This window comes from Mycobacterium sp. (assembly GCF_019243155.1).
In the GTDB taxonomy this organism is placed as follows: Bacteria; Actinomycetota; Actinomycetes; order Mycobacteriales; family Mycobacteriaceae; genus Mycobacterium.
Genome location: NZ_JAFAUS010000218.1, coordinates 1 through 20,645 on the forward strand (window position 1 = coordinate 1; position 20,645 = coordinate 20,645).

The window sequence follows — 20,645 nt, forward strand, 5'->3', positions numbered from 1 at the left end:
GGCCTCGCCGCTGGCCGCAGCGGCGGTGCTCGACGGCAGGCGGCTCTATCCCCGGCGCGCCGACCTGCAGGCCGTGATGGCGGTCGACGACGCGGTGCGCACGGCCGAGCTGGGGGACGCGCTGTGCGACCAGGCCGCCAGACGCGAGGCCGCCCATCGCGCGGACCCGGTCGGCTGCGCCCGACGCGAGGTCGAGAGCGCCATGGCCGCCGCGGCCCGGGTCGCGGCCGGCAAGCAGCTGGCCGACGCCGACGTGGCCGAGTTGGGTTGTGCGCTGGGCGATGTCGAGGTGCGCGACATCCTGTACGCCCTCGCGGTGGGCCAGGGCGCCGGCGACGCCGAGACGTTGTGGGCGATGCTGGCACGCACCCTGCCGGCGCCGTGGCGGGTGGAGGCGTTGGTGCTGCTCGCGTTCAGCGCGTACGCGCGCGGCGACGGGCCGCTTGCCGGGGTGTCGCTGGAGGCCGCGCTGCGCTGCGATCCCGACCACCGGATGGCGGGCATGCTGGACATCGCCTTGCAGACCGGCCTGCGGCCGGAGGACATTCGCGAACTGGCGCACACCGGCTACCGGCTGGCCAAGCGGTTCGGTGTCCGAATACCGCCGCGACGGCCGTTCGGCCGCAGGGCGTGCTAGCGGTGAGCGGTCAGACCTTCTCGACCTTGACCGCGTAGGACATGTCGTGCGGCAGCGTGACGTCCTCGTGGCCCGGAATGACGATGGTCACCCCGGCGGCTCCGGTCTCGACGGTCACGCGCGCGTTGGGGACGACGCCGGCGTCTTTGAGGCGGGTGATCAGGTCGATGTCGCCCTGAACGTGTTCGGTGAGTTGGCGGACCACCACGGCCACCGGCGCCCCGGCGGGCAGCTCGGTAAGCCGGACGAGATTGGCGTCGTCGGAGTCCGACTCGGGGCCCACTCCCAGCTCCAACAGGCCCGGGATCGGGTTGCCGAAGGGGGAGGTGGTCGGGTTGTTGAGCACCCTCACCAGCCGCCGCTCGACGTCCTCGCTCATCACGTGTTCCCACCGGCACGCCTCGGCGTGCACCTCTTCCCAGGGGACACCGATCACGTCGACGAGCAACCGCTCGGCGAGGCGGTGTTTGCGCATCACGGCGACGGCAAGCGTGCGGCCCTTGTCGGTGAGTTCCAGGTGGCGGTCGCCCGCGACGTGGAGCAGCCCGTCACGCTCCATGCGGGAGACGGTTTGGCTGACAGTCGGCCCGCTCTGATCGAGGCGCTCGGCGATACGGGCACGAAGCGGCGTCACGCCCTCTTCTTCGAGGTCGTAGATGGTCCGCAGGTACATCTCGGTGGTGTCAACCAGGTCGTTCATTCAGCACCTTCCATCGACGCTGAGTCTACTTGGCCAGCTGCGTGAATAGGTGTAACGCTCCCTAGTCAAGCAGTATGCCCGCCGCAGACGCGGCGGGCATACTGACTGCTACCTGGCTTGTGGAGGCTTAGCTCGCGTATGACCGTAGCCGGTCGGCACGCTCCCCATTGCGGAGTTTGGACATTACGTCGCGCTCGATTTGACGAACCCGCTCGCGGGACAGGCCGAACAGCTTGCCGATCTGGTCCAGCGTGCGCGGCTGGCCGTCGTCCAGGCCGAAACGCAGCCGGATCACCTGGTGCTCACGCTCGTCGAGGGTGGCCAGCACGCTGCGGATGTCGGTGTGCAGCAGCTCGGCGATCACCGCGTTCTCCGCGGACATCGCCTCGGCGTCCTCGATGAAGTCGCCCAGCGGGGCCTCTTCCTCCGAGCCGACCGGCATGTCCAGGCTTACCGGGTCGCGACTGTGCTCGAGCAGATCGTTGATCTTGTCGACCGGTATGCCGGACTCGGCCGCAAGCTCCTCGTCGGTGGCCTCGCGCCCCAGGTTCTGGTGCATCTCGCGCTTGATGCGCGCCAGCTTGTTGACCTGCTCCACCAGGTGGACGGGCAGCCGAATGGTGCGGCTCTGGTCGGCCATACCGCGGGTGATGGCCTGCCGGATCCACCATGTGGCGTAGGTCGAGAACTTGAATCCCTTTGTGTAGTCGAACTTTTCCATCGCGCGGATCAGTCCGAGGTTCCCCTCCTGGATCAAGTCCAGCAACGGCATGCCGCGGCCCGTGTACCGCTTGGCAAGCGAAACCACCAGCCGCAGGTTCGCTTCCAGCAGGTGGCGGCGTGCTGCCTGGCCGTCGCGAACTATGGCCTCTAAGTCGCGTTTGCGGTTCTCGCCGAGGCGTTTACGAGTTTCCAGCAGATGTTCTGCATAGAGCCCAGCTTCGATGCGCTTGGCCAGTTCGACCTCGCCCGCCGCGTTGAGCAGGGCGGTCTTACCGATTCCGTTCAGATATACGCGCACCAAATCCGCTGCGGGGCTTTGAGCATCCAGATCGCCATCAAATCTGCTCGTGCTGGCGTTCGCCATAGCGACCTCCCGTTCGGCTTGTTCTGTCATGAGGTTCAACGACAGATCAGGGCTCAGAGTTCCCAGCAATCTGCGATCTAACACCTCTTGACGTGCACAAATGTGCCGACGACCTGAGAAAGTCCTGAGAAGTACGACGAGTGCCCTCGTCATCACCGCGCGGCGGAAGCTAGTTGTGATGGATTCCGTCCGCCGGGCCGGGCGGCCAGTCCGGCGGCGGGTCACGGCGCGGCTCGATCGCGGGGCGTTCGGCGCTCGGGAAAAGGGGAGTGCGCCGGTGCGCATCGTCGAACCGCCGCGGCTCGTCGGCGCTGCGCGGCGGCCGGTCGTTGGCGATCAGCACGGCCATCCAGGGCAACGGGATCGACAGCGCCACGATCGCCAGCGAGATGAGGCCGTTGTGCCAGGCGCCGTAGGCGAGGGCGGCCAGGATGAGCGCCGGAATGCGGAAAGCCATCAGCGTCAGGTATTTACGGACGCGCGCGCGGTGCTGTTCCTCATATGAGATGGAGGCACCGGTGATGAGCACTGGCCGGCCATCATCGTCGAACCCCAAATCGGAGCCGCGCTTCATATTCTCCACTGTCCCACACCGCAGCGAATCCGGCTCAACCGGTTCGCGGCGGGCCAAGCAGTGCACAATGTCAGATATGCAGACCCAGACGATCGAGCGCACCGATACCGACGAACGCGTCGACGACGGGACCGGCAGCGATGCCCCGAAATACTTTCATTACGTCAAGAAAGACAAGATCGCCGAGAGCGCGGTCATGGGCAACCACGTGGTGGCCCTGTGCGGTGAGGTTTTTCCCGTCACCCGCGCCGCGAAGCCGGGCTCGCCCGTCTGCCCGGAGTGCAAGAAGATCTACGAACAGCTTAAGAAGGGCTGATCAACTCGGCCGTTCGACCGTCGCGACGTCGCGTTGCGCGGTGATGGGGTTCGTCGTTACGGGATTCGACAGGGTGTCCGCCGCCTTCGCCAGCGCGGGCGAGCGCGACAGCAGCCATCTGCGCAGCCGGTGCGCGTGCGTGCGGGGCGCCGGAAATTCTTCTTGAATGGCGGCATTGAGTTCAGCGCCGATCATGATCGCGAAGCCGCCGAAGAACGAGAACAGCAAAAACGCGATCGGCGTGGACAACGCGCCGTAGGTGTAGCCGGTGCTGGTGATCCACTGCAGATAGATACGCAGGCCCAGGGTGGCGATCACGAAGACCGCGGTGGCCAGCGCCGCTCCGAAGATCAGGCGATGCGTCGGCAGCGGTTCCGGCAGCGACACCCGGTACAAGATCACCACCCCGCACGTCAGGACGAGGATCAACGCCGGGTAGTAGCCGTAGCGCAGCACGTTGGCCAGGCTGATCGGGATGTGTTCACCGATCTTGCGCGGTCCGCGCACGACTAACGGCGCAGTCGCGACCGCGACGATCAATCCCATTACGTAGAGGAATAAGGCGAACAGCCGCTGTCGCACCGGATGGCGCAACGGCGTCTGGTCATGCGCCTCGACCACGGAATCGACGAGCGCCGATATGGCCGAGGACCCCGCCCACAGCGAGATCAGGAAGCCCAGCGACACGACCTCCCCGCGCGCGTTGCTCGCGATGTCACGGATCGTGGGTTCGATGATCTCGTTGACCACGCTCTGGGAGAACACGCTGTGCGCGGTCGAAATCACCTGGCGTTCGATGCTGGGGAGCATGTCCGGACCGAACAGCGGCGCCACGTAGGCCAAGGTCCCCAGCAGCCCGAGCAACAGGGGCGGCAGCGACAGCGCCGACCAGAAGCCGGCCTGCGCCGACTCCGAGAAGATCGAGTCGTCCCAGCTCTTCGAAAGGGTCCTCAGACTGATTCGCCAGATGTGATGACGGGACGGCTTCGCGACTTGATCGCTCATACCATCCCAGCATCACGCATAACTGCTCGCGCCGCCCATATTGGCGGCGGGTGAGTCCGACTGGTTCAGCTCTCGCTGACCTCGATCACGGCGGCCAGCTCGGCGAGCTTCGCCTCGTGCTGGTTGGCGTGATGCTGGCAGAAGAGGAGCTCAGCTCCAGAAGGCAGCTTGGCGCGGACTCGAGCTGCAGCACCGCAGCGATCGCAACGGTCTGCTCTGGTTAGCTCGGGACTGGTCAGAGTTGCATTCATGGCTTCTCCGTTCTGCTTTTATCTACTCTCTCAGACGTATACGGTTTTCGCGTTGTTCCCCGATCGTTACCAGGTGTGTCGTTTCTCATAACCTGTAAACGTTTGGTTTCGGCGAACTTTCTAAAATGTTCGAGCGTGACGTCTTCTCCTGATCTGCTGGTGCATCTGTGCGGAACCGAGGAATGGTCGGGGGCTCAGCGCGACGGTGAAATCCGACCCGCCGCGGGTGCCGACTTCATCCACCTGTCCGCGCCGGAGCAGGTGCACCTGCCGGCCAACCGCCTCTACCGCGGCCGTGCCGATTTGGTACTGCTGCACATCGACCCGGCCCTGCTGGACTCTCCCGTGCGTTGGGAGCCAGGGGTGACAACGGATCCGGAGTCGATGCTGTTCCCGCATCTGTATGGTCCGTTGCCCGTGGGCGCCGTGATCAGGGTCACCGCCTACCCGCCGGCGCCGGACGGCCGCTTTCCGCCGCTCGCATCGACGTAGGCGTCGGCTTCGATCTCAACCAGCAACCCGGGCGCGATCAGCGCGGACACTTCGACCATCGTGGCCGCAGGACGTATCGCGCCGAACACGTCCGCATGCACCGCCGCGACCTCGCGCCAGCGCGAGATGTCCGTCACGTAGATCCGGGTGCGGACGACATCGGCGAGCGACGCCCCCGCCTGCTGCAGCGCAATCTCGATGCGGCGCAAGGCGTCTCGGGCCTGGGCGGCGATATCACCCGCGGGCCCGGTGCCGGTCGTCCCGGCCACCGACACCAGCGGCCCGACCCGGACCGCCCGCGAATATCCCACCACCGACTCGAATTCGGAGTCGGACGTCACCAGCCGGCGATCGCCTGACATGACGGCCCTGAATGTGTTGCGACCCGCCCGATCTCAGTCGAGGTAGTCGCGCAACACCTGGGAACGGCTGGGGTGGCGCAACTTTGACATCGTCTTGGACTCGATCTGGCGGATGCGCTCGCGCGTCACGCCGTAGACCTGCCCGATCTCGTCGAGGGTCCGGGGCTGGCCGTCCGTAAGTCCGAAGCGCAGCCGTACTACCCCGGCTTCGCGCTCGGAGAGGGTCTCCAGGACCGACTGCAGTTGATCTTGCAGCAGCGTGAACGACACCGCATCGACGGCCACCACGGCTTCGCTGTCCTCGATGAAGTCACCCAGCTGGCTGTCGCCCTCGTCGCCGATCGTCTGGTCCAACGAGATCGGCTCGCGCGCGTATTGCTGGATCTCGAGCACCTTCTCGGGTGTGATGTCCATTTCCTTGGCGAGCTCTTCGGGCGTGGGTTCGCGGCCCAGGTCCTGCAGCAGCTCGCGCTGGATGCGGCCCAGCTTGTTGATCACCTCGACCATGTGCACCGGGATGCGGATCGTGCGGGCCTGGTCGGCCATGGCGCGGGTGATGGCCTGGCGGATCCACCATGTCGCGTAGGTGGAGAACTTGTAGCCCTTGGTGTAGTCGAACTTCTCGACCGCGCGGATCAGGCCCAGGTTGCCTTCCTGGATGAGGTCGAGGAACGCCATCCCGCGGCCGGTGTAGCGCTTGGCCAGTGAAACCACCAGCCGCAGGTTCGCTTCGAGCAGATGGTTTTTCGCGCGGTCGCCGTCGCGGCAGATCCACGTCATGTCGCGACGCTGAGCGGCGGGCAGTTTGTCGCCGCGCTCGGTCATCTCGGTCATCAGCTGCGTGGCGTACAGACCGGCCTCGATCCGCTTGGCCAGCTCGACCTCTTCCTCCGCGTTGAGCAGCGCCACCTTGCCGATCTGCTTGAGGTAGGCGCGAACCGAGTCGGCCGATGCCGTGAGTTCGGCGTCCTTACGGGCCTGTCGAAGCGCCTCGGATTCGTCTTCGTCCCACACGAAATCGCCGGAAGCCTTGTCCTTTTCGGAAGGCTCGGCGATCTCGTCTTCCTCTTCGGCGGCGGGCTTGGCGGCCTTTGCGGCCGGGGCGGCCTCGGTGTCTTCGGCGTCCTCGCCCTCGTCGCTGTCGTCGCTCGCCTCGGCCTCCTCGCCGTCGGCTGCGGCTTCTTCCTCGTCGAGGTCCTCAAGACCGAGGTCGGCGTCGATGTCGATGTCGTCGCCCGGCTCACCCTCGAGGTCGGGTTCGGTGTCGAGATCCTCGGCGCCGTCGGAATCGACGGTTTCCAGGTCGGCGTCCGGATCGGCCGCACCCTTGCCGGCCGCCTTGGTTCCGCGGGCCGGCGCCTTGCCGTCGGCGCTCTTGGCCGCGCGGGTCTTCTTGGTGTTGTCGCCTGCTTCGGCGTCGGCCGACTTGCTCGGCGAGTCCGTCTTGGCGGCCCGCTTCGCGGGCGCTGCGCCGTGGGCGGCTTTCGCCGCGGGTCGCTTAGCGGGGGACGACGGAGACTTCGTGGCGGTGCGTTTCACCGGCCCATCCGTTGCCGGGCTTGCTTTGGTCGCTGCCACTTACACCCCTTCGTTCGGACTCACTCTCGGTGGGTATGGGCATGGTTAACCGAAAGTGTCTGCTATGTCGATGTCGGCGTTGGTATCAGCGTGCGTATTAGCACGCTATAGGCTCGGGCGCTCGCCGAAGACCATTGTAACGACAGTGCGCGGCCGCACGGTCCTGCCGGGCGAAATTCAGTGGGTCACGTCGGATGTGGCGGCCATCGCGGCGCCGACGATTCCGGCGGTGTTGAGCAGCGCCGCGGGCACCACCGGGGTGCGGTTTTCGAGCAGCGGAACCCACTTGTCAGCCTTGCGGCTGATGCCTCCGCCCGCGATGAACAAGTCGGGCCACATCGCGTTCTCGATGCTCACGAGCACCCTGGTCACCTCCTTGGCCCACTTCTCGAAGCTCCAGTCGTTCTTCTCCTTGACCGAGGACGCGGCTCGCTTCTCGGCCTCCTTGCCGCCGACTTCGAGATGCCCGAATTCGGTGTTGGGGATCAGCGTCCCATTGTGAATCACCGCGGATCCGATGCCGGTGCCGAAGGTGAGCAGCACGACCAGACCCGTCAGGTTTTTGCCTGCGCCGTAGCGCTCCTCGGCGAGGCCGGCCGCGTCGGCGTCGTTGAGGACCGTGACCTCCTGGCCGTCGAGCTCGGCGCCGATGATGTCGGTCGCGTTGGTGCCGATCCACGACTTGTCCACATTCGCCGCCGTCTGGACCACTCCGTGGGCGACGACGCCGGGGTAGGTCACGCCGAGCGGACCGGTCCAGCCGAATGCCTTGACTACTTCGGCGATGGTCTTTGCGACTGCCGACGGCGTCGCCGGTTGCGGGGTCAACAGCTTGATCCGCTCACCGATCAACTGTCCGGTCTCCAAGTCGACGATGCCGCCCTTGATGCCGCTGCCGCCGACGTCGATGCCGAACCCGCGGCGCGGCGGCGAGCCGTCGGCCGCGCCGCTGCCGGGCTCGCCCGTGGTCGAGTCGGTGGTCGTCATCGAATCTCCTCGGCGAGACGGGGCTGTCCGATCACCTTATCCCGGGGGCTGTGATGCGATAGGTCGGTGACCCGACCCGATGACCATCCCGTGCGGCTGCGCACGGTGGCCGAAACCGTTGCCGCGGAGGCCGCCCAATTCGTGCGGCGCCGCCGCGCCGAGGTTTTCGGCGCCGCGGCGGGTTCCGACGGCAGCGACGCGGTGCGATCGAAGAGCACCCCTACCGATCCCGTGACGGTGGTCGACACCGAGACAGAGCGGCTGCTGCGCGACCGGTTGGCCGAATTACGGCCTGGGGAGCCGATTCTCGGCGAGGAGGGCGGCGGTCCCGCCAGTCCGGCGGCCACCCCCGCCGGCGCGGTCACCTGGGTGCTCGACCCCATCGACGGCACGGTGAATTTCGTCTACGGCATCCCCGCTTACGCGGTCTCGGTCGGCGCGCAGATCGACGGCGTGTCGGTGGCCGGGGCCGTCGCCGATGTGGTTGGCGGCCGGGTGTATTCGGCGGCGACCGGCCATGGCGCGCACGTGATCGACGAGAACGGATCGACCCCGTTGCGCTGCGCCCCCGTAGACGATTTGTCGATGGCGTTGCTGGGCACCGGTTTCGGTTACTCGCCGCAACGCCGCGTGACGCAGGCCGCGCTGCTGGCGCGAATGTTGCCGGTAGTCCGCGATATTCGGCGCATCGGCTCGGCGGCGCTTGATCTGTGCATGGTCGCGGCGGGCCGGCTGGACGCCTTCTACGAACACGGGCTGCAGGTGTGGGATCGCGCCGCGGGCGCGCTGATCGCGGCCGAGGCGGGGGCCCGGGTGTTACTGCCCGGGCCGGATGTGACCGGGGCCGGGTTGGTGGTGGCCGCCGCGCCCGGAATCGCCGACGAACTGTTGGCCGCGCTGGGCCGCTGGGGCGGCCTGGACCCGATCCTGGATTGAACGCCTCAGCAGCTGCTGGCGTGAATCTTGGCGAGCAGCGCGGGATCTGACGGTTCGGTAGCGCCGGGCTTCAAGGTGGCGAGCACGGCATCGATGTCGTCGTTATGGGCCAGCGAGGTGAAGTCGGTCCCCAGCGCGAGGTCAACGGAGTCATCGGAGCGGTTGTCGGTGAACAGTTCCATGCACGGCGCCACCAGCCACACCGCCGCGGCAGTGGCCTGTCCGGCCGTGCCGAAACGGATCTGGCCCTGACAGGTGAGACGGGTGCCGGCGTAGACGGGATCGTTGGCGGCGGTCGGCTGGGTGAAGCCCAGGTCTTTCATCGCGCCGGCGACGTCACCGGCCTGCCCGCCGCGGCCGCTCGCGTTGAGGACGCGGACCTTGGTGTCGGTGAGTTTGGCGGGCGTGACGTCCATCATTGCGCTGCGCGACACCTGCTCCCCGAGCTGGGCCGGCGCCGACTCGGCCGGCTTGGGCGGTGGATTGCACACCGCGGCCTCGTGCACCTTCGCCGGTCGGGTCAGCGCAACGATCCAGACCACGATCGTGACCACCGCCAGGAAGATCGCCACGATGATGGCCGGCCGGGGATTGCGCCGGCGAAAGGGCCGACCATGCTTGTCGAAGGCGGTACCCTCTGTGATTTGTGCGACCACAGGTGCACTCTAGCGGCACGCTAAACGCACTGTTCAAGGACGAACTCAAGGTCCAAAATGGAGGTGTGACGTAAATCACACATTAACGGGCCGTGATACGGGCACGAATCGTTTGGTGGATGCGTTCGACGCTGGTACAAAGCGATGCTTGAGCAACAAGGGCATGTGAGGGGATTGGGCAATGCCTACCGACTATGACGCTCCACGGCGTACTGAGACCGATGACGTCTCCGAGGACTCGCTGGAGGAGCTCAAAGCGCGACGGAACGAGGCGGCTTCCGCCGTCGTGGACGTCGACGAATCTGAGACCGCTGAGAATTTCGAGCTCCCCGGTGCCGACCTGTCTGGCGAAGAGCTTTCGGTTCGAGTCATTCCGAAGCAGGCTGACGAGTTCACCTGCTCGAGCTGCTTTCTGGTACAACACCGCAGTCGGCTGGCCAGCGAGAAGAACGGCGTGATGATCTGTACCGACTGCGCAGCCTGATCGGTCAGCTGCGTAATGCCGACAGCACCCGTTGCGGGTGACGGCAGCTCACCAACCAGTACGGCGTCGGATCGTCTGGATCATCGAGGACTGCCAGGATCATCGGGCCGACCCACGCCCGGTGCAGCACGAAGGCCGCTGGATCGAGTTGGCGCCCCAACGCCGCAGACTTCGCGGAGGGCTCAATGGTTGCCGAGCGGGCGATGACCGTCGCCGGCAGGTGCGCATCGCCCGCCCACAACTCCACTCCGCCCGGGACAGCCGGGTCGGCTAAGACCCGAATCTCGATGCGGCTCAGCCACAACAACGCCCCGACCGCGACCACGAACAACGTTGCGTACGGCAGCCAGTGGGGCAGAGTGCGAATGCCCATGTTGACTTCGAATGCGATCAGCGCCGCCAGCCCGAAAGCCGGCGGCCACCACCACCACGGAACCCATAGTCGTTCGCGATATCGCACACTGTGCGGCGCGACGCGCGTACCAGACACGCGGTCAAGGGTAATCTGTGGCCCCGTGTCGAATAGTCTGGCCATCGTCCGCCTTGACCCCGAGCTTCCGCTGCCCACTCGTGCCCACGAGGGGGACGCGGGCGTCGATCTGTACAGCGCGGAGGACGTGAAGCTGGACCCGGGGCGACGCGCCCTGGTGCGAACGGGTGTGGCGGTTGCCATTCCGTTCGGAATGGTCGGCCTGGTCCATCCGCGGTCGGGATTGGCCGCGCGAGTTGGACTTTCGATCGTCAACAGTCCCGGCACCATCGACGCGGGCTACCGCGGCGAAGTCAAGGTTGCGCTGATCAACCTCGACCCGGAAGAGCCCATCGTGGTGCACCGTGGCGATCGCATCGCCCAGTTGCTGGTGCAGCGGGTCGAGTTGGTCGAGCTGGTCGAGGTGTCGTCGTTCGACGAGGCCGGGCTGGCCGAAACATCCCGTGGCGACGGTGGTCACGGTTCCTCCGGCGGACATGCGAGTTTGTGATGGCGGCATTCGGTAGATCAGGCAAAGACGACCGCGATGAGTCGGTAGCGGCGGAGGCCGCCGCCGACCCGATCGACGACGAGTTCGACGAAGAGCTGGAAGGCCCGTTCGACATCGACGATTTCGACGACCCCGCGGTCGCGGAGTTGGCGCGACTAGACCTGGGCTCGGTACTGATCCCGATGCCCGAGGCTGGCCAGCTGCAGGTCGAGCTGACCGAGACTGGCGTCCCGAGCGCGGTGTGGGTCGTCACACCCAACGGCCGGTTCACCATCGCCGCCTACGCGGCACCGAAGACGGCTGGCCTGTGGCGCGAAGTCGCCGGCGAACTCGCCGAATCGCTGCGCAACGACTCGGCCACGGTCAGCATCAAGGACGGCCCGTGGGGCCGCGAGGTGGTCGGCGTCGCGACCGGCGTGGTGCGCTTCATCGGTGTGGACGGCTACCGCTGGATGATCCGCTGCGTCGTCAACGGCTCGCACGAGACCATGGAAGCGCTGGAGCGGGAGGCGCGAGCCGCCTTGGCGGACACCGTTGTTCGGCGTGGCGACACGCCGCTTCCGGTGCGGACGCCGCTGACCGTGCAGTTGCCCGAGCCGATGGCGCAGCAGCTGCGGGAAGCCGCGGCGGCGCAACAGGCCGCACAGCAAGGCGCGCAACAAGCCGACGAGCAGGCGAGGCCCGAGCCGGCCGCCCGCCGCAGCGCCGAGGGATCGGCCATGCAGCAGTTGCGCACCACGACGGGCGGCTGAAGGGCGGCTAGAGGTCCGCGAGCGCGGCCAGGCAGGCCGCGCCCAGCGCGGCGGTGTCCGCGCCCATCTGATCGAGCGTCACCGTCCGCAGCGCCGCGCGCGGCGCGGTGTTGACCCAGTCGACGGCGACGTGCAGCGGATGGATCGGATCGTCGACCGCCGCGGCCAGTCCCAGCGGCACGGCCAACCGGGCGAGCTCGGCATGGCTGGGCGCGACATAGTCCGCCGCTTCCTCCATGGCGTCGGGCAGTTGCGGCCACTGAGCGCGCCACGATCGCGTCAGCTCATCGCCCAACCACGGCGGACTGGACGCCCGCATCTGGGCCGTCGTCGCCGCCAGCCCGTCGGCGCGCAACTGCGACGCCGAATACCGCGCGGCAAGAGCGGCGGGCGCGTCTGCAGGGGCGCCGACCCACGCGGGCAGCGCGGCCAGGACGGCGACGGCGCGATCGGGATGGGCCAGTGCCCACGCGGTGCCCACCGCGCCGCCGAGTGAGACGCCGCCGACGGCGATCGGGCCGTCGCGAGACGCGTCGTCGAAGGCGGACAGATAACCGTCGATCAAGCGGTCGGGGCGGGGCGGCGGCGTCACCAACAACGCTCCGACCTCGGCTAACGGGCCGGAAAAAGCCCGGCGAACGTAGTCATGGTCGGATCCGGTTCCGGGCAACAAAACGGTGGTGACACCGCGTAGATCGACAACCACCCCTAGATAGTGCCCCGGCGTTCATCCGGCCCCCAAAATCAGGTTTGGCTCGGTTGGCGCACGGGAACCAAGAGGTCTACGGTGTCCGTTGGCATAAATGGAAGCATCGAGGCTTATCAGCATTTGTCAGGAGTGGCCATGGGGGCCCAAGGGTATCTGCGCCGGCTCACGCGTCGGTTGACGGAGGATCCGGAGCAGCGCGACTCCGAGGAGTTATCCGACGAGGTCGCCAGCACCGGAGCTCAGCGCGCGATCGACTGCGAACGTGGCCAGGAGGTCACGATGATAGGGACGCTGCGCAGCGTGGAGTGCAACGGCAAGGCCTGCGCGGGCGGACTACGCGCCGAACTGTTCGACGGTAGCGACACCGTGACACTCGTGTGGCTCGGACAACGCCGCATTCCGGGCATCGACTCAGGCCGGACATTGCGGGTGCGGGGCCGGCTGGGCAAGCTGGAGAACGGTACTAAAGCGATTTACAACCCGCATTACGAAATTCAGCGGTGACGTTCTCCGACAATTCGGGGCCACATTCGTCACCCCGGGAGTCGAACTCGTCCGAACACATGGCAACTAGTCGCACCAGGCCGGAGCGCCTGCTGGAGCAAGCGGGCGGGGTGAGCGGCCTCATCTACTCGTCGCTGCCGGTGGTGGTCTTCGTGATGATGTCGAGCGTGTCGGGTCTACTGGCCGCGATCGGATCCGCGCTGGGCGTGGCCGCGCTGGTGTTGCTCTGGCGGGTGATTCGCCACGACTCCGTGCAGCCGGCGTTCTCTGGATTCCTCGGCGTCGCGGTCTGCGCGCTGATCGCCTATGTCGTGGGGGAGTCCAAGGGCTACTTCTTGCTGGGCATCTGGATGTCGCTGGTGTGGGCCGTGGTGGTCGCGGTGTCGATCCTGGTCCGCCGGCCGCTGGTCGGGTACGCGTGGAGCTGGGCCAGCGGGCGCGGGTACGGCTGGCGCGGTGTGCCGCGGGCCGTCTACGCCTTCGACATCGCCTCGCTGTGCTGGGTATTGGTGTTCGGCGCCCGGTTCGCGGTGCAGCGGCTGCTGTACGAAGCCGATCAGACCGGATGGCTCGCGGTGGCGCGGATCGGCATGGGCTGGCCGCTGACAGCCATCGCCGCGCTGGTGACGTACGCGGCGATCAAGTCCGCCCAGCGGGCCATCGCTTGCGCAGATGACGACGGCGTCCCCGAGGACGCCGACAGCGTCCGCGACTAGTCCGGCGCGGGCAGGCTGTCCGGCAGCACCAGCTTCTGCAGTTCCTCTTCCACCTCGGCGACCGCGACGAACAGCAACTCGTCGCCGCCTTCCAGCGGCTCGTCGCCCTCGGGCACGATGACCCGTGGGCCGCGCAGAATCGTCACCAGAGTGGCGTCGCGGGGCAGTTGCAGTTTGCGCACCGGCTTGCCGCCCCACAGTGTGTCGTCGGGCAGGGTGATCTCGACCAGGTTCGCCTGGCCCTTGCGGAATTCCATGAGCCGCACCAGATCGCCCACGGCCACGGCCTCTTCGATGAGTGACGCCAGCATGCGCGGCGTGGACACCGCGACGTCGACGCCCCAGGCGTCGGTGAACAGCCACTCGTTGCGGGGATCGTTGACCCGGGCCACCACCCGGGGCACCGCAAATTCCGTTTTCGCCAGCAGGCTCAGTACCACGTTGGCTTTGTCATCGCCGGTGGCGGCCACCACCACGTCGAACTCGTGCAGGTGCACCGACTCCAGCAGACTCAGCTCGCACGCATCGCCCAGGCGCCAGTGCGCGGCGGGGATGGCATCGACGTCGACGTGATCGGGATTGCGTTCGATCAGCGTCACGTCGTGATCGTTGCCGACGAGTTCCCGAGTGACCGAGCGGCCGACCGCACCGGCCCCGGCGACAGCTACTTTCATCTGCGCCGCTCCTCATACCCGGCTGCGCCGGCTCTATCGTCGTCGGCGGTCTTCATGTGCGCCCGCTCCTCAAAGTCGCTCGGATTCATCACAGGTCTTCGCTCGGTGGTAGGGCGGCGATGGCGACCGCCTCCGCGACACGCCCGGAGATCGCGGCGACATAAACCTGGTCGCCGGCCTGGATCACCGTCTTGGGTTCGGGCAGCACACCGCTGCCGAACCGGATCAGAAACGCCACCCGGGCATCGGTGGCCTGTTCGAGGTCGGTGAACCGGTGCCCGATCCAATCCTCGTGCAAGACAACCTCGATGACGGCGACCGTCCCGGTCGGATCACGCCACTTGGCGGTCTCGGACTCCCGCAGTAGCGCATTCAGGAGGCGATCGGTGGTCCAGGGCACGGTGGCGATGGTGGGGATGCCGAGGCGTTCGTAGACTTCGGCGCGCTTGGCGTCGTAGATCCTGGCGACCACGCGCTTGACGCCGAAGGTTTCCCGCGCCAGCCGGGCCGAGATGATGTTCGAGTTGTCTCCCGAAGACACCGCGGCAAACGCATCGGCTCCCTCGATGCCGGCGCGCAGCAAGACATCGCGGTCGAACCCCTGGCCGAGCACGCGCTCGCCCGCAAACTCCGGGCTGAGCCGATTGAAGGCGGTGCTGTCGCGGTCGATGACGGCGACGTCGTGGCCGATGCGAGACAGGCCGTCGGCCACCGACGACCCCACTCGGCCGCAGCCCATCACTACTACCCGCACGTGCGATCCTCTCGGCTGCGTCTGCACCCCCGACCGGCAAACCCCGTTGGCCAGCCGATTCGGTCCGTGGACATTCTCGGCTACGAACGCTACCGCGAAACCGGTCTGGGCTTACCCTTGGCTCTCGTGTCCAAACTTTCAACCGCAGCGCGCCGGTTGCTCATCGGCCGGCCGTTCCGCAGCGACCGGCTGAGCCACACCCTGCTGCCCAAGCGGATCGCCTTGCCGGTGTTCGCCTCCGACGCGCTGTCTTCGGTGGCGTACGCACCCGAAGAGGTCTTCCTGATGCTCTCGGTGGCCGGGGTGAGCGCGTACGCGCTGACGCCGTGGATCGGCCTCGCGGTGGCGGCGGTGATGTTGGTTGTGGTGGCCAGCTACCGGCAGAACGTGCACGCGTACCCGTCCGGCGGTGGTGACTTCGAAGTGGTCACCACCAATCTCGGTGACACCGCGGGCCTGGTCGTCGCGAGCGCGCTCATGGTGGATTACGTTCTGACCGTTGCTGTTTCGACGGCATCGGCGATGTCGAACATCGGCTCGGCGCTCCCGGTAGTCGCGCACAACAAGGTCTGGTTCTGTGTGGCGGCGATCCTGTTGGTGATGGCGCTGAACCTGCGCGGCATCCGCGAATCCGGCGTCGCGTTCGCCGTCCCGACCTACGCGTTCATCGTCGGGGTCTTCGTCATGATCGGCTGGGGTCTCTTTCGGATCTTCGTGTTGGGCAATCCGCTGCGGGCCGAGTCCGCCGGCTTCCAGATGCACGCCGAGCACGGACAGGTCGTCGGGTTCGCGCTGGCATTCTTGGTGGCGCGATCGTTCTCCTCGGGGTGTGCCGCACTGACCGGTGTGGAGGCGATCAGCAACGGGGTGCCGGCATTCGAGAAACCCAAGTCGCGCAACGCCGCGACCACGCTGCTGATGCTGGGCGGAATCGCGGTGGCGTTGTTGATGGGCATCATCGTGTTGGCCGAACAGATCGGGGTCAAACTCGTCGATGATCCCGGCACCCAGTTGACCGGCGCCCCGCCGAACTACTACCAGAAGACTCTGGTCACACAGCTCGCTGAGACGGTGTTCGGCAGCTTCCACATCGGGTTCCTGCTGATCGCCACGGTGACCGCGCTCATCCTGGTGCTGGCGGCCAACACCGCGTTCAACGGGTTTCCGGTGCTCGGCTCGGTGCTGGCGCAGCACAGCTATCTGCCACGCCAATTGCACACGCGCGGAGACCGATTGGCGTTCTCCAACGGAATCCTGTTCTTGTCGGCTGCGGCGCTGGCCGCGATCATCGCCTTCCGCGCCGAGGTCACCGCGTTGATTCAGCTCTACATCGTCGGCGTGTTCATTTCCTTCACGCTGAGCCAGATCGGCATGGTCCGGCACTGGACCCGGTTGCTGCGAACCGAGACCGATCCGCGAGCGCGGGGCAAGATGATGCGCTCACGGGTGGTCAACACCGTCGGATTGCTTTCCACCGGCGCGGTGTTGCTAGTCGTCCTGGTGACGAAGTTCCTCTCCGGGGCGTGGATCGCCCTGTTCGCGATGGGTGCGCTATTCCTCATCATGAAACTGATCCGCAAGCACTACGACACCGTCAACCGCGAACTGGCCGAGCAGGCCGCCGCCCAGTCCGATGTGGTGTTGCCCAGCCGCAACCACGCCGTGGTGCTGGTGTCCAAACTGCACCTGCCGACGTTGCGCGCGCTGGCGTACGCGCGGGCAACCCGGCCCGACACGCTCGAGGCCCTGACCGTCAGCGTCGACGACGCGGAGACCCGAGACCTGGTGCACAGGTGGGAGGAAAGCGATATCAGCGTGCCGCTCAAGGTCATCGCCTCGCCGTACCGCGAAATCACGCGCCCCATACTCGATTACGTCAAGCGGATCAGCAAGGAGTCGGCGCGCACCGTGGTCACGGTGTTCATCCCCGAATATGTGGTGGGGCATTGGTGGGAGCAGGTGCTGCACAACCAGAGCGCGCTGCGGCTCAAGGGAAGGCTGCTCTTCATGCCCAACGTCATGGTGACTTCCGTTCCCTGGCAACTGAATTCGTCGGAGCGGCTGCAGACGCTGCAACACCACGCCGCACCGGGTGACGCTCGTCGGGGAATCTTCGATTGACCGGCGCTCCCGATGAAGTGCCAGCGCAGCTGACGCTCGTGACGGGTGCCCCGGCGAACGGCGGCAGTTGCGTGGCGCACCACGAAGGCCGCGTGGTGTTCGTCCGCTACGCACTGCCCGGGGAACGGGTGCGTGTCCGGGTCACCGCCCAGCGCGGATCTTATTGGCACGCAGAGGTTGTCGAGGTGATCGAGCCGTCCGCCGACCGGACGGAGTCGTTGTGCCCGATCGCCGGCGTGGACGGAGCCGGGTGTTGCGACCTGGCGTTCGCCGTCCCGGCGGCGGTCCGCACGCTCAAGGCGCAAGTGGTGGCCAATCAGCTGGAGCGACTCGGTGGGCATCAGTGGGCCGGCGAGGCCGAGCCGCTGTCGGATCCCGCCGCGACCGGTTGGCGCACCCGGGTCCGGCTCGACGTAGGCGCCGACGGGCGGCCCGGCTTTCACCGTTATCACAGCGACGATTTGGTGACCGACCTGCGCTGTGCACAGTTGCCGGCCGGGATGCTCGACGGGCTCGCCGAGACCGAGTGGCCGGCCATGGCACAGCTGCATGTGGCCGTGGACGATGAAGGTGACCGCCATGTGGTGCGCAGCATGCGCCAAGGCAAGCGCTCGTCGGCCAAGGTGGTCGAGGGCCGCTACGAGGCGGTGCAACGAGTTCGCGGGCGCCGCTGGCAGATTCCGGTGACGGCCTTCTGGCAGGCGCACCGCGACGCGGCCGAGGTGTACAGCGCACTGGTGGCCGACTGGGCGCAGCCCGGCGCCGGCATGACCGCGTGGGATCTCTACGGCGGCGCGGGCGTTTTCGCCGCGGTACTGGCCGACGCCGTCGGGGAGAGCGGACGGGTGTTGACGGTGGACACGTCGCGCGCGGCGACCCAGGCCGGCCGGGCGGCGCTGTCCGACCTGCCGCAGGTGCAGGTCGTCACGGACTCGGTGCGGCGGGCGCTGCTGGCGCAACGAGCGAGCGCCGATGTGGCGCTGCTGGATCCGCCGCGGGCCGGTGCCGGGCGCGAGGTGATCGATCTGCTGGCCGCGGCCGGGGTGCCGCGCGTGGTGCACATCGGTTGCGAGGCAGCGTCTTTCGCCCGCGATATCGGGCTCTACCGCGGTCACGGCTACACGGTCGAGACGATCAAGGTGTTCGACGCGTTCCCGCTGACCCATCACACCGAATGCGTTGCGCTGCTCACGCGGAATCCGATCGCAGGCTAGACTCCGTCGCGGTGTGCCGGGAAGTCTGGTCGGCGATGTCCTTGTCGACCGATCGAGAGGCTCGGGTGCTGCCATCGTGAACGAGACCCTCCGCTACGCGTTGATCGTCTTGTTCTCGAGTGCCGTCGGGCTGGTCGCCGTGTTAGCGAATCGGCTGACCGAGCGGATCAAAATCCCGGTGGCTCTGCTCGTTTTGGTCGGGGCGGCCGTGGTGGTGCACGCCGTGCCCGCGGTACAGCCACTGTCCGAGCCGACAGTGGAGCGGGTGATCACCATCGCGCTGGTGCTGGTGTTGTTCGACGGCGGCATGCACATCGGACCTTCGCGGTTTCGCGAGGCGGCCGTCCCTATTTTGTCCGTCGGCGTCGTGGGAACCGCCCTCACCGCCGCTGGCGGGGCGGTGATGCTGCACTACGGATGCGGAATCGATTGGTTCCCTGCGGTGCTCGTGGCGACGGCTGTGTCGCCGACCGATCCGGCCGTGGTCTTCTCCGTCTTGGGCAAGCGCCAGATCGCCGGTCGCAGCAGCACCATCCTCGAGGGCGAGTCCGGGGCCAATGATCCGGTCGGCATCGCGTTGATGGGCGGCCTGGTCGCGGCGGGTGGTCTCAGCGCAGCCGGATTCGTCGGCGTGGGAACGCAATTCGTTCTCCAGATGGCCATCGGTTTGGCGATCGGGGTGATCGGCGGTCGCCTCCTGCTCGTCTTCATGCGTCGCGTGGCGTTGCCGGGCGAGGCCCTCTACTCGCTGCGAACGTTGGCGTGCAGCCTGATGCTTTACGGCATTGCCACGCTTGCCCACGGTTCGGGATTCCTGGCGGTGTTCGTCGCAGGCATCGTGATCGGCGACGCTCGCGCGCCGTACAAGCCGGACATCAAGCGATTCCATGCCGCCATGGCCGGTCTGGCCGAAATCGTCGCGTTTGCCGTGCTGGGTTTGACGGTCGATCTGAATGTGCTTGTCCACGCCGACGTCTGGATTCCCGGACTGATCCTCGGGGTGGTCCTGACCGTGGTGATCCGCCCGCTGGCTGTGGGCTCGTGCCTGGCTCCCGTACGGCTGCAGCGCAACGAATGCGCGTTCATACTCTTCGCCGGCCTCAAGGGCGCGGTGCCGATCCTGTTGGGCGAGTTCCTGCGGGCCGCCCACGTTGCCGACGCCGAACGTCTCTACGGCATCGTCGTCGTAGTCGTCGCCTTCTCCGTCCTGGTGCAGGGCAGTTCGGTGCCCGGTGTCGCAAAGCTTCTGCGCCTGCCCATGCGGACGGTCGAGACGCAGCCATGGGAGATAGGTGTCCGGCTCCAGCGCGAGCCCGAGGGGGTGCATCGCCTGCATGTGGCCCCGGGGTCTGCAGCCGAGGGGTGCACGATCGAGGGTCTTGGTGACCGCGCCGGTGACATCTGGGTGAGCATTGTTGTGCGCGCCACGGGCCTGGTGCCGGTCCGCGGCGACACCGAACTCGAGGCCGGTGACCAGGTCGTCATCCTGGGGGATCCCGAACTTCGGGACATCCTGGAGGAACTTTTCGGATCTTGTTAGGGCGTCCTCACCAGCCGGCCGCTGCGTAGACTGACGGGATGCTGGAACAGATCCGCGGGCCCGCAGATCTGCAGCACCTTTCCCAACAGCAGCTACGCGAACTTGCCGACGAGATTCGCCAGTTTCTGATACATAAGGTTGCTGCCACCGGGGGCCATTTGGGCCCCAACCTCGGCGTGGTCGAGTTGAGCCTGGCGTTGCATCGCGTGTTTGACTCTCCCCACGATCCGATCATCTTCGACACCGGTCATCAGGCCTACGTCCACAAGATGCTGACCGGGCGCAGCCAGGACTTCGAGAGCCTGCGCAAGAAGGGCGGCCTCTCGGGGTATCCGTCGCGCGCCGAAAGCGAACACGACTGGGTGGAGTCCAGCCACGCCAGCGCCGCCCTGTCGTACGCCGACGGCCTGGCCAAGGCTTTCGAGCTCACCGGTCACCGCAACCGCCACGTCGTCGCGATCGTGGGGGACGGCGCGCTCACCGGCGGCATGTGCTGGGAGGCGCTGAACAACATCGCCGCCTCCGGTCGGCCCGTGATCATCGTCGTCAACGACAACGGCCGAAGCTACGCGCCGACGATCGGCGGCGTCGCCGACCATCTGGCCACCCTGCGGCT

General features: G+C 66.9%; 26 protein-coding genes. 13 read left to right on the forward strand and 13 right to left on the reverse strand.

The window, feature by feature from the left end:
* Positions 1-637: DUF4192 domain-containing protein (locus JOZ00_RS10840; protein ID WP_293343570.1), on the forward strand; the 637-nt coding region annotated here is incomplete at its 5' end.
* Between the two features lie 10 nt (positions 638-647).
* On the opposite strand, the gene JOZ00_RS10845 is transcribed toward JOZ00_RS10840, so the two are convergent.
* The 3 genes from JOZ00_RS10845 to JOZ00_RS10855 all read right to left on the reverse strand — a co-directional run bounded on the left by JOZ00_RS10845 (position 648) and on the right by JOZ00_RS10855 (position 2,998).
* Positions 648-1,337, reverse strand: a complete 690-nt coding sequence (locus JOZ00_RS10845; protein ID WP_293343572.1) for a metal-dependent transcriptional regulator — start codon at positions 1,335-1,337, stop codon at positions 648-650.
* 127 nt (positions 1,338-1,464) lie between these two features.
* Positions 1,465-2,454 carry a sigma-70 family RNA polymerase sigma factor SigB gene (sigB, locus tag JOZ00_RS10850; RefSeq protein WP_293343574.1) on the reverse strand — a complete coding sequence of 330 codons (990 nt, stop codon included), beginning with the start codon at positions 2,452-2,454 and terminating at the stop codon, positions 1,465-1,467.
* Positions 2,455-2,593: 139 nt separating this feature from the next.
* A complete protein-coding gene (locus tag JOZ00_RS10855; protein ID WP_293343576.1) occupies positions 2,594-2,998 on the reverse strand; it encodes a DUF3099 domain-containing protein in 405 nt (134 codons plus the stop codon).
* 76 nt (positions 2,999-3,074) lie between these two features.
* Here JOZ00_RS10855 and JOZ00_RS10860 point away from each other — a divergent pair, with 76 nt between their 5' ends.
* Entirely contained in the window at positions 3,075-3,314 is a 240-nt protein-coding gene (locus tag JOZ00_RS10860; RefSeq protein WP_293343578.1) for a DUF3039 domain-containing protein, read from the forward strand.
* On the opposite strand, the gene JOZ00_RS10865 is transcribed toward JOZ00_RS10860, so the two are convergent.
* The gene (locus tag JOZ00_RS10865) at positions 3,315-4,319 is read right to left on the reverse strand and encodes a YihY/virulence factor BrkB family protein (protein WP_293343580.1); all 1,005 of its coding nucleotides are present in this window, start codon (positions 4,317-4,319) and stop codon (positions 3,315-3,317) included.
* 65 nt (positions 4,320-4,384) lie between these two features.
* Positions 4,385-4,570, reverse strand: a complete 186-nt coding sequence (locus JOZ00_RS10870) for a hypothetical protein (RefSeq protein ID WP_293343582.1) — start codon at positions 4,568-4,570, stop codon at positions 4,385-4,387.
* A gap of 135 nt (positions 4,571-4,705) precedes the next feature.
* Between JOZ00_RS10870 and JOZ00_RS10875 the strand changes: the two genes are divergently transcribed.
* Complete coding sequence (locus tag JOZ00_RS10875) at positions 4,706-5,062, forward strand: DUF952 domain-containing protein (protein ID WP_293343584.1); 357 nt, start codon at positions 4,706-4,708, stop codon at positions 5,060-5,062.
* Here the strand turns inward: JOZ00_RS10875 and JOZ00_RS10880 are convergent.
* The 3 genes from JOZ00_RS10880 to ppgK form a co-directional block, all read right to left on the reverse strand.
* Complete coding sequence (locus tag JOZ00_RS10880) at positions 5,014-5,424, reverse strand: RidA family protein (protein WP_293343586.1); 411 nt, start codon at positions 5,422-5,424, stop codon at positions 5,014-5,016. The genes JOZ00_RS10875 and JOZ00_RS10880 overlap by 49 nt on opposite strands.
* Before the next feature lie 33 nt (positions 5,425-5,457).
* A complete protein-coding gene (locus JOZ00_RS10885) occupies positions 5,458-7,002 on the reverse strand; it encodes an RNA polymerase sigma factor (protein WP_293343588.1) in 1,545 nt (514 codons plus the stop codon).
* Between the two features lie 177 nt (positions 7,003-7,179).
* A complete protein-coding gene (ppgK, locus tag JOZ00_RS10890; RefSeq protein WP_293343590.1) occupies positions 7,180-7,989 on the reverse strand; it encodes a polyphosphate--glucose phosphotransferase in 810 nt (269 codons plus the stop codon).
* A gap of 66 nt (positions 7,990-8,055) precedes the next feature.
* Here ppgK and JOZ00_RS10895 point away from each other — a divergent pair, with 66 nt between their 5' ends.
* The gene (locus JOZ00_RS10895; protein ID WP_293343591.1) at positions 8,056-8,925 is read left to right on the forward strand and encodes an inositol monophosphatase family protein; all 870 of its coding nucleotides are present in this window, start codon (positions 8,056-8,058) and stop codon (positions 8,923-8,925) included.
* Positions 8,926-8,930: 5 nt separating this feature from the next.
* Here JOZ00_RS10895 and cei read toward each other — a convergent pair whose 3' ends face one another.
* Positions 8,931-9,581: an envelope integrity protein Cei gene (gene cei / locus JOZ00_RS10900; protein ID WP_293343593.1), complete on the reverse strand. Its 651-nt coding sequence runs from the start codon at positions 9,579-9,581 to the stop codon at positions 8,931-8,933.
* 181 nt (positions 9,582-9,762) lie between these two features.
* On the opposite strand from cei, the gene JOZ00_RS10905 reads away from it, so the two are divergent.
* A complete protein-coding gene (locus JOZ00_RS10905) occupies positions 9,763-10,065 on the forward strand; it encodes a DUF4193 domain-containing protein (RefSeq protein WP_007774871.1) in 303 nt (100 codons plus the stop codon).
* 4 nt (positions 10,066-10,069) lie between these two features.
* Here the strand turns inward: JOZ00_RS10905 and JOZ00_RS10910 are convergent, their stop codons facing one another.
* Positions 10,070-10,555 (reverse strand): DUF3093 domain-containing protein, encoded by a 486-nt coding sequence (locus tag JOZ00_RS10910; protein WP_293343598.1) that lies wholly within the window; start codon positions 10,553-10,555, stop codon positions 10,070-10,072.
* Between the two features lie 25 nt (positions 10,556-10,580).
* Between JOZ00_RS10910 and dut the strand changes: the two genes are divergently transcribed.
* Both dut and JOZ00_RS10920 read left to right on the forward strand, forming a co-directional pair.
* On the forward strand, positions 10,581-11,045 hold the full coding sequence (gene dut / locus JOZ00_RS10915; protein ID WP_293343600.1) for a dUTP diphosphatase: 465 nt from the start codon (positions 10,581-10,583) through the stop codon (positions 11,043-11,045).
* Positions 11,045-11,797, forward strand: a complete 753-nt coding sequence (locus tag JOZ00_RS10920; RefSeq protein WP_293343601.1) for a DUF3710 domain-containing protein — start codon at positions 11,045-11,047, stop codon at positions 11,795-11,797. Before dut ends, JOZ00_RS10920 begins: the two co-directional genes overlap by 1 nt.
* A 7-nt stretch (positions 11,798-11,804) precedes the next feature.
* Here JOZ00_RS10920 and JOZ00_RS10925 read toward each other — a convergent pair whose 3' ends face one another.
* Positions 11,805-12,503: an alpha/beta hydrolase gene (locus JOZ00_RS10925; protein ID WP_293343602.1), complete on the reverse strand. Its 699-nt coding sequence runs from the start codon at positions 12,501-12,503 to the stop codon at positions 11,805-11,807.
* Between the two features lie 138 nt (positions 12,504-12,641).
* Here JOZ00_RS10925 and JOZ00_RS10930 point away from each other — a divergent pair, with 138 nt between their 5' ends.
* Both JOZ00_RS10930 and JOZ00_RS10935 read left to right on the forward strand, forming a co-directional pair.
* The gene (locus JOZ00_RS10930) at positions 12,642-13,010 is read left to right on the forward strand and encodes an OB-fold nucleic acid binding domain-containing protein (protein ID WP_293343604.1); all 369 of its coding nucleotides are present in this window, start codon (positions 12,642-12,644) and stop codon (positions 13,008-13,010) included.
* 59 nt (positions 13,011-13,069) lie between these two features.
* The gene (locus JOZ00_RS10935; protein WP_293343606.1) at positions 13,070-13,726 is read left to right on the forward strand and encodes a DUF3159 domain-containing protein; all 657 of its coding nucleotides are present in this window, start codon (positions 13,070-13,072) and stop codon (positions 13,724-13,726) included.
* Here JOZ00_RS10935 and JOZ00_RS10940 read toward each other — a convergent pair.
* Positions 13,723-14,400, reverse strand: coding sequence for a TrkA family potassium uptake protein (locus JOZ00_RS10940; RefSeq protein WP_293343607.1), 678 nt, complete (start codon positions 14,398-14,400; stop codon positions 13,723-13,725). The two genes, JOZ00_RS10935 and JOZ00_RS10940, sit on opposite strands and share 4 nt — an antisense overlap.
* 88 nt (positions 14,401-14,488) lie before the next feature.
* Positions 14,489-15,154, reverse strand: coding sequence for a TrkA family potassium uptake protein (locus JOZ00_RS10945; RefSeq protein WP_293343609.1), 666 nt, complete (start codon positions 15,152-15,154; stop codon positions 14,489-14,491).
* 126 nt (positions 15,155-15,280) lie between these two features.
* Between JOZ00_RS10945 and JOZ00_RS10950 the strand changes: the two genes are divergently transcribed.
* The 4 genes from JOZ00_RS10950 to JOZ00_RS10965 all read left to right on the forward strand — a co-directional run.
* Positions 15,281-17,275 (forward strand): APC family permease, encoded by a 1,995-nt coding sequence (locus tag JOZ00_RS10950; protein ID WP_293343611.1) that lies wholly within the window; start codon positions 15,281-15,283, stop codon positions 17,273-17,275.
* 17 nt (positions 17,276-17,292) lie between these two features.
* The gene (locus JOZ00_RS10955) at positions 17,293-18,489 is read left to right on the forward strand and encodes a class I SAM-dependent RNA methyltransferase (RefSeq protein WP_293343617.1); all 1,197 of its coding nucleotides are present in this window, start codon (positions 17,293-17,295) and stop codon (positions 18,487-18,489) included.
* A 76-nt stretch (positions 18,490-18,565) separates the two neighbouring features.
* Positions 18,566-20,029 carry a cation:proton antiporter gene (locus JOZ00_RS10960; protein WP_293343613.1) on the forward strand — a complete coding sequence of 488 codons (1,464 nt, stop codon included), beginning with the start codon at positions 18,566-18,568 and terminating at the stop codon, positions 20,027-20,029.
* Between the two features lie 38 nt (positions 20,030-20,067).
* Positions 20,068-20,645, forward strand: a 578-nt coding sequence (locus JOZ00_RS10965) for a 1-deoxy-D-xylulose-5-phosphate synthase N-terminal domain-containing protein (RefSeq protein WP_293343615.1), incomplete at its 3' end; no start/stop codon positions are given.

What these genes read in the sequence shown, in the direction of transcription:
- JOZ00_RS10845 (WP_293343572.1), bottom strand. Translation starts at nt 1,337, where the DNA reads ATGAACGACCTGGTTGACACCACCGAGATGTACCTGCGGACCATCTAC.
- sigB (WP_293343574.1), bottom strand. Translation starts at nt 2,454, where the DNA reads ATGACAGAACAAGCCGAACGGGAGGTCGCTATGGCGAACGCCAGCACG.
- JOZ00_RS10855 (WP_293343576.1), bottom strand. Translation starts at nt 2,998, where the DNA reads ATGAAGCGCGGCTCCGATTTGGGGTTCGACGATGATGGCCGGCCAGTG.
- JOZ00_RS10860 (WP_293343578.1), top strand. Translation starts at nt 3,075, where the DNA reads ATGCAGACCCAGACGATCGAGCGCACCGATACCGACGAACGCGTCGAC.
- JOZ00_RS10865 (WP_293343580.1), bottom strand. Translation starts at nt 4,319, where the DNA reads ATGAGCGATCAAGTCGCGAAGCCGTCCCGTCATCACATCTGGCGAATC.
- JOZ00_RS10870 (WP_293343582.1), bottom strand. Translation starts at nt 4,570, where the DNA reads ATGAATGCAACTCTGACCAGTCCCGAGCTAACCAGAGCAGACCGTTGC.
- JOZ00_RS10880 (WP_293343586.1), bottom strand. Translation starts at nt 5,424, where the DNA reads ATGTCAGGCGATCGCCGGCTGGTGACGTCCGACTCCGAATTCGAGTCG.
- ppgK (WP_293343590.1), bottom strand. Translation starts at nt 7,989, where the DNA reads ATGACGACCACCGACTCGACCACGGGCGAGCCCGGCAGCGGCGCGGCC.
- JOZ00_RS10905 (WP_007774871.1), top strand. Translation starts at nt 9,763, where the DNA reads ATGCCTACCGACTATGACGCTCCACGGCGTACTGAGACCGATGACGTC.
- JOZ00_RS10920 (WP_293343601.1), top strand. Translation starts at nt 11,045, where the DNA reads ATGGCGGCATTCGGTAGATCAGGCAAAGACGACCGCGATGAGTCGGTA.
- JOZ00_RS10930 (WP_293343604.1), top strand. Translation starts at nt 12,642, where the DNA reads ATGGGGGCCCAAGGGTATCTGCGCCGGCTCACGCGTCGGTTGACGGAG.
- JOZ00_RS10935 (WP_293343606.1), top strand. Translation starts at nt 13,070, where the DNA reads ATGGCAACTAGTCGCACCAGGCCGGAGCGCCTGCTGGAGCAAGCGGGC.
- JOZ00_RS10940 (WP_293343607.1), bottom strand. Translation starts at nt 14,400, where the DNA reads ATGAAAGTAGCTGTCGCCGGGGCCGGTGCGGTCGGCCGCTCGGTCACT.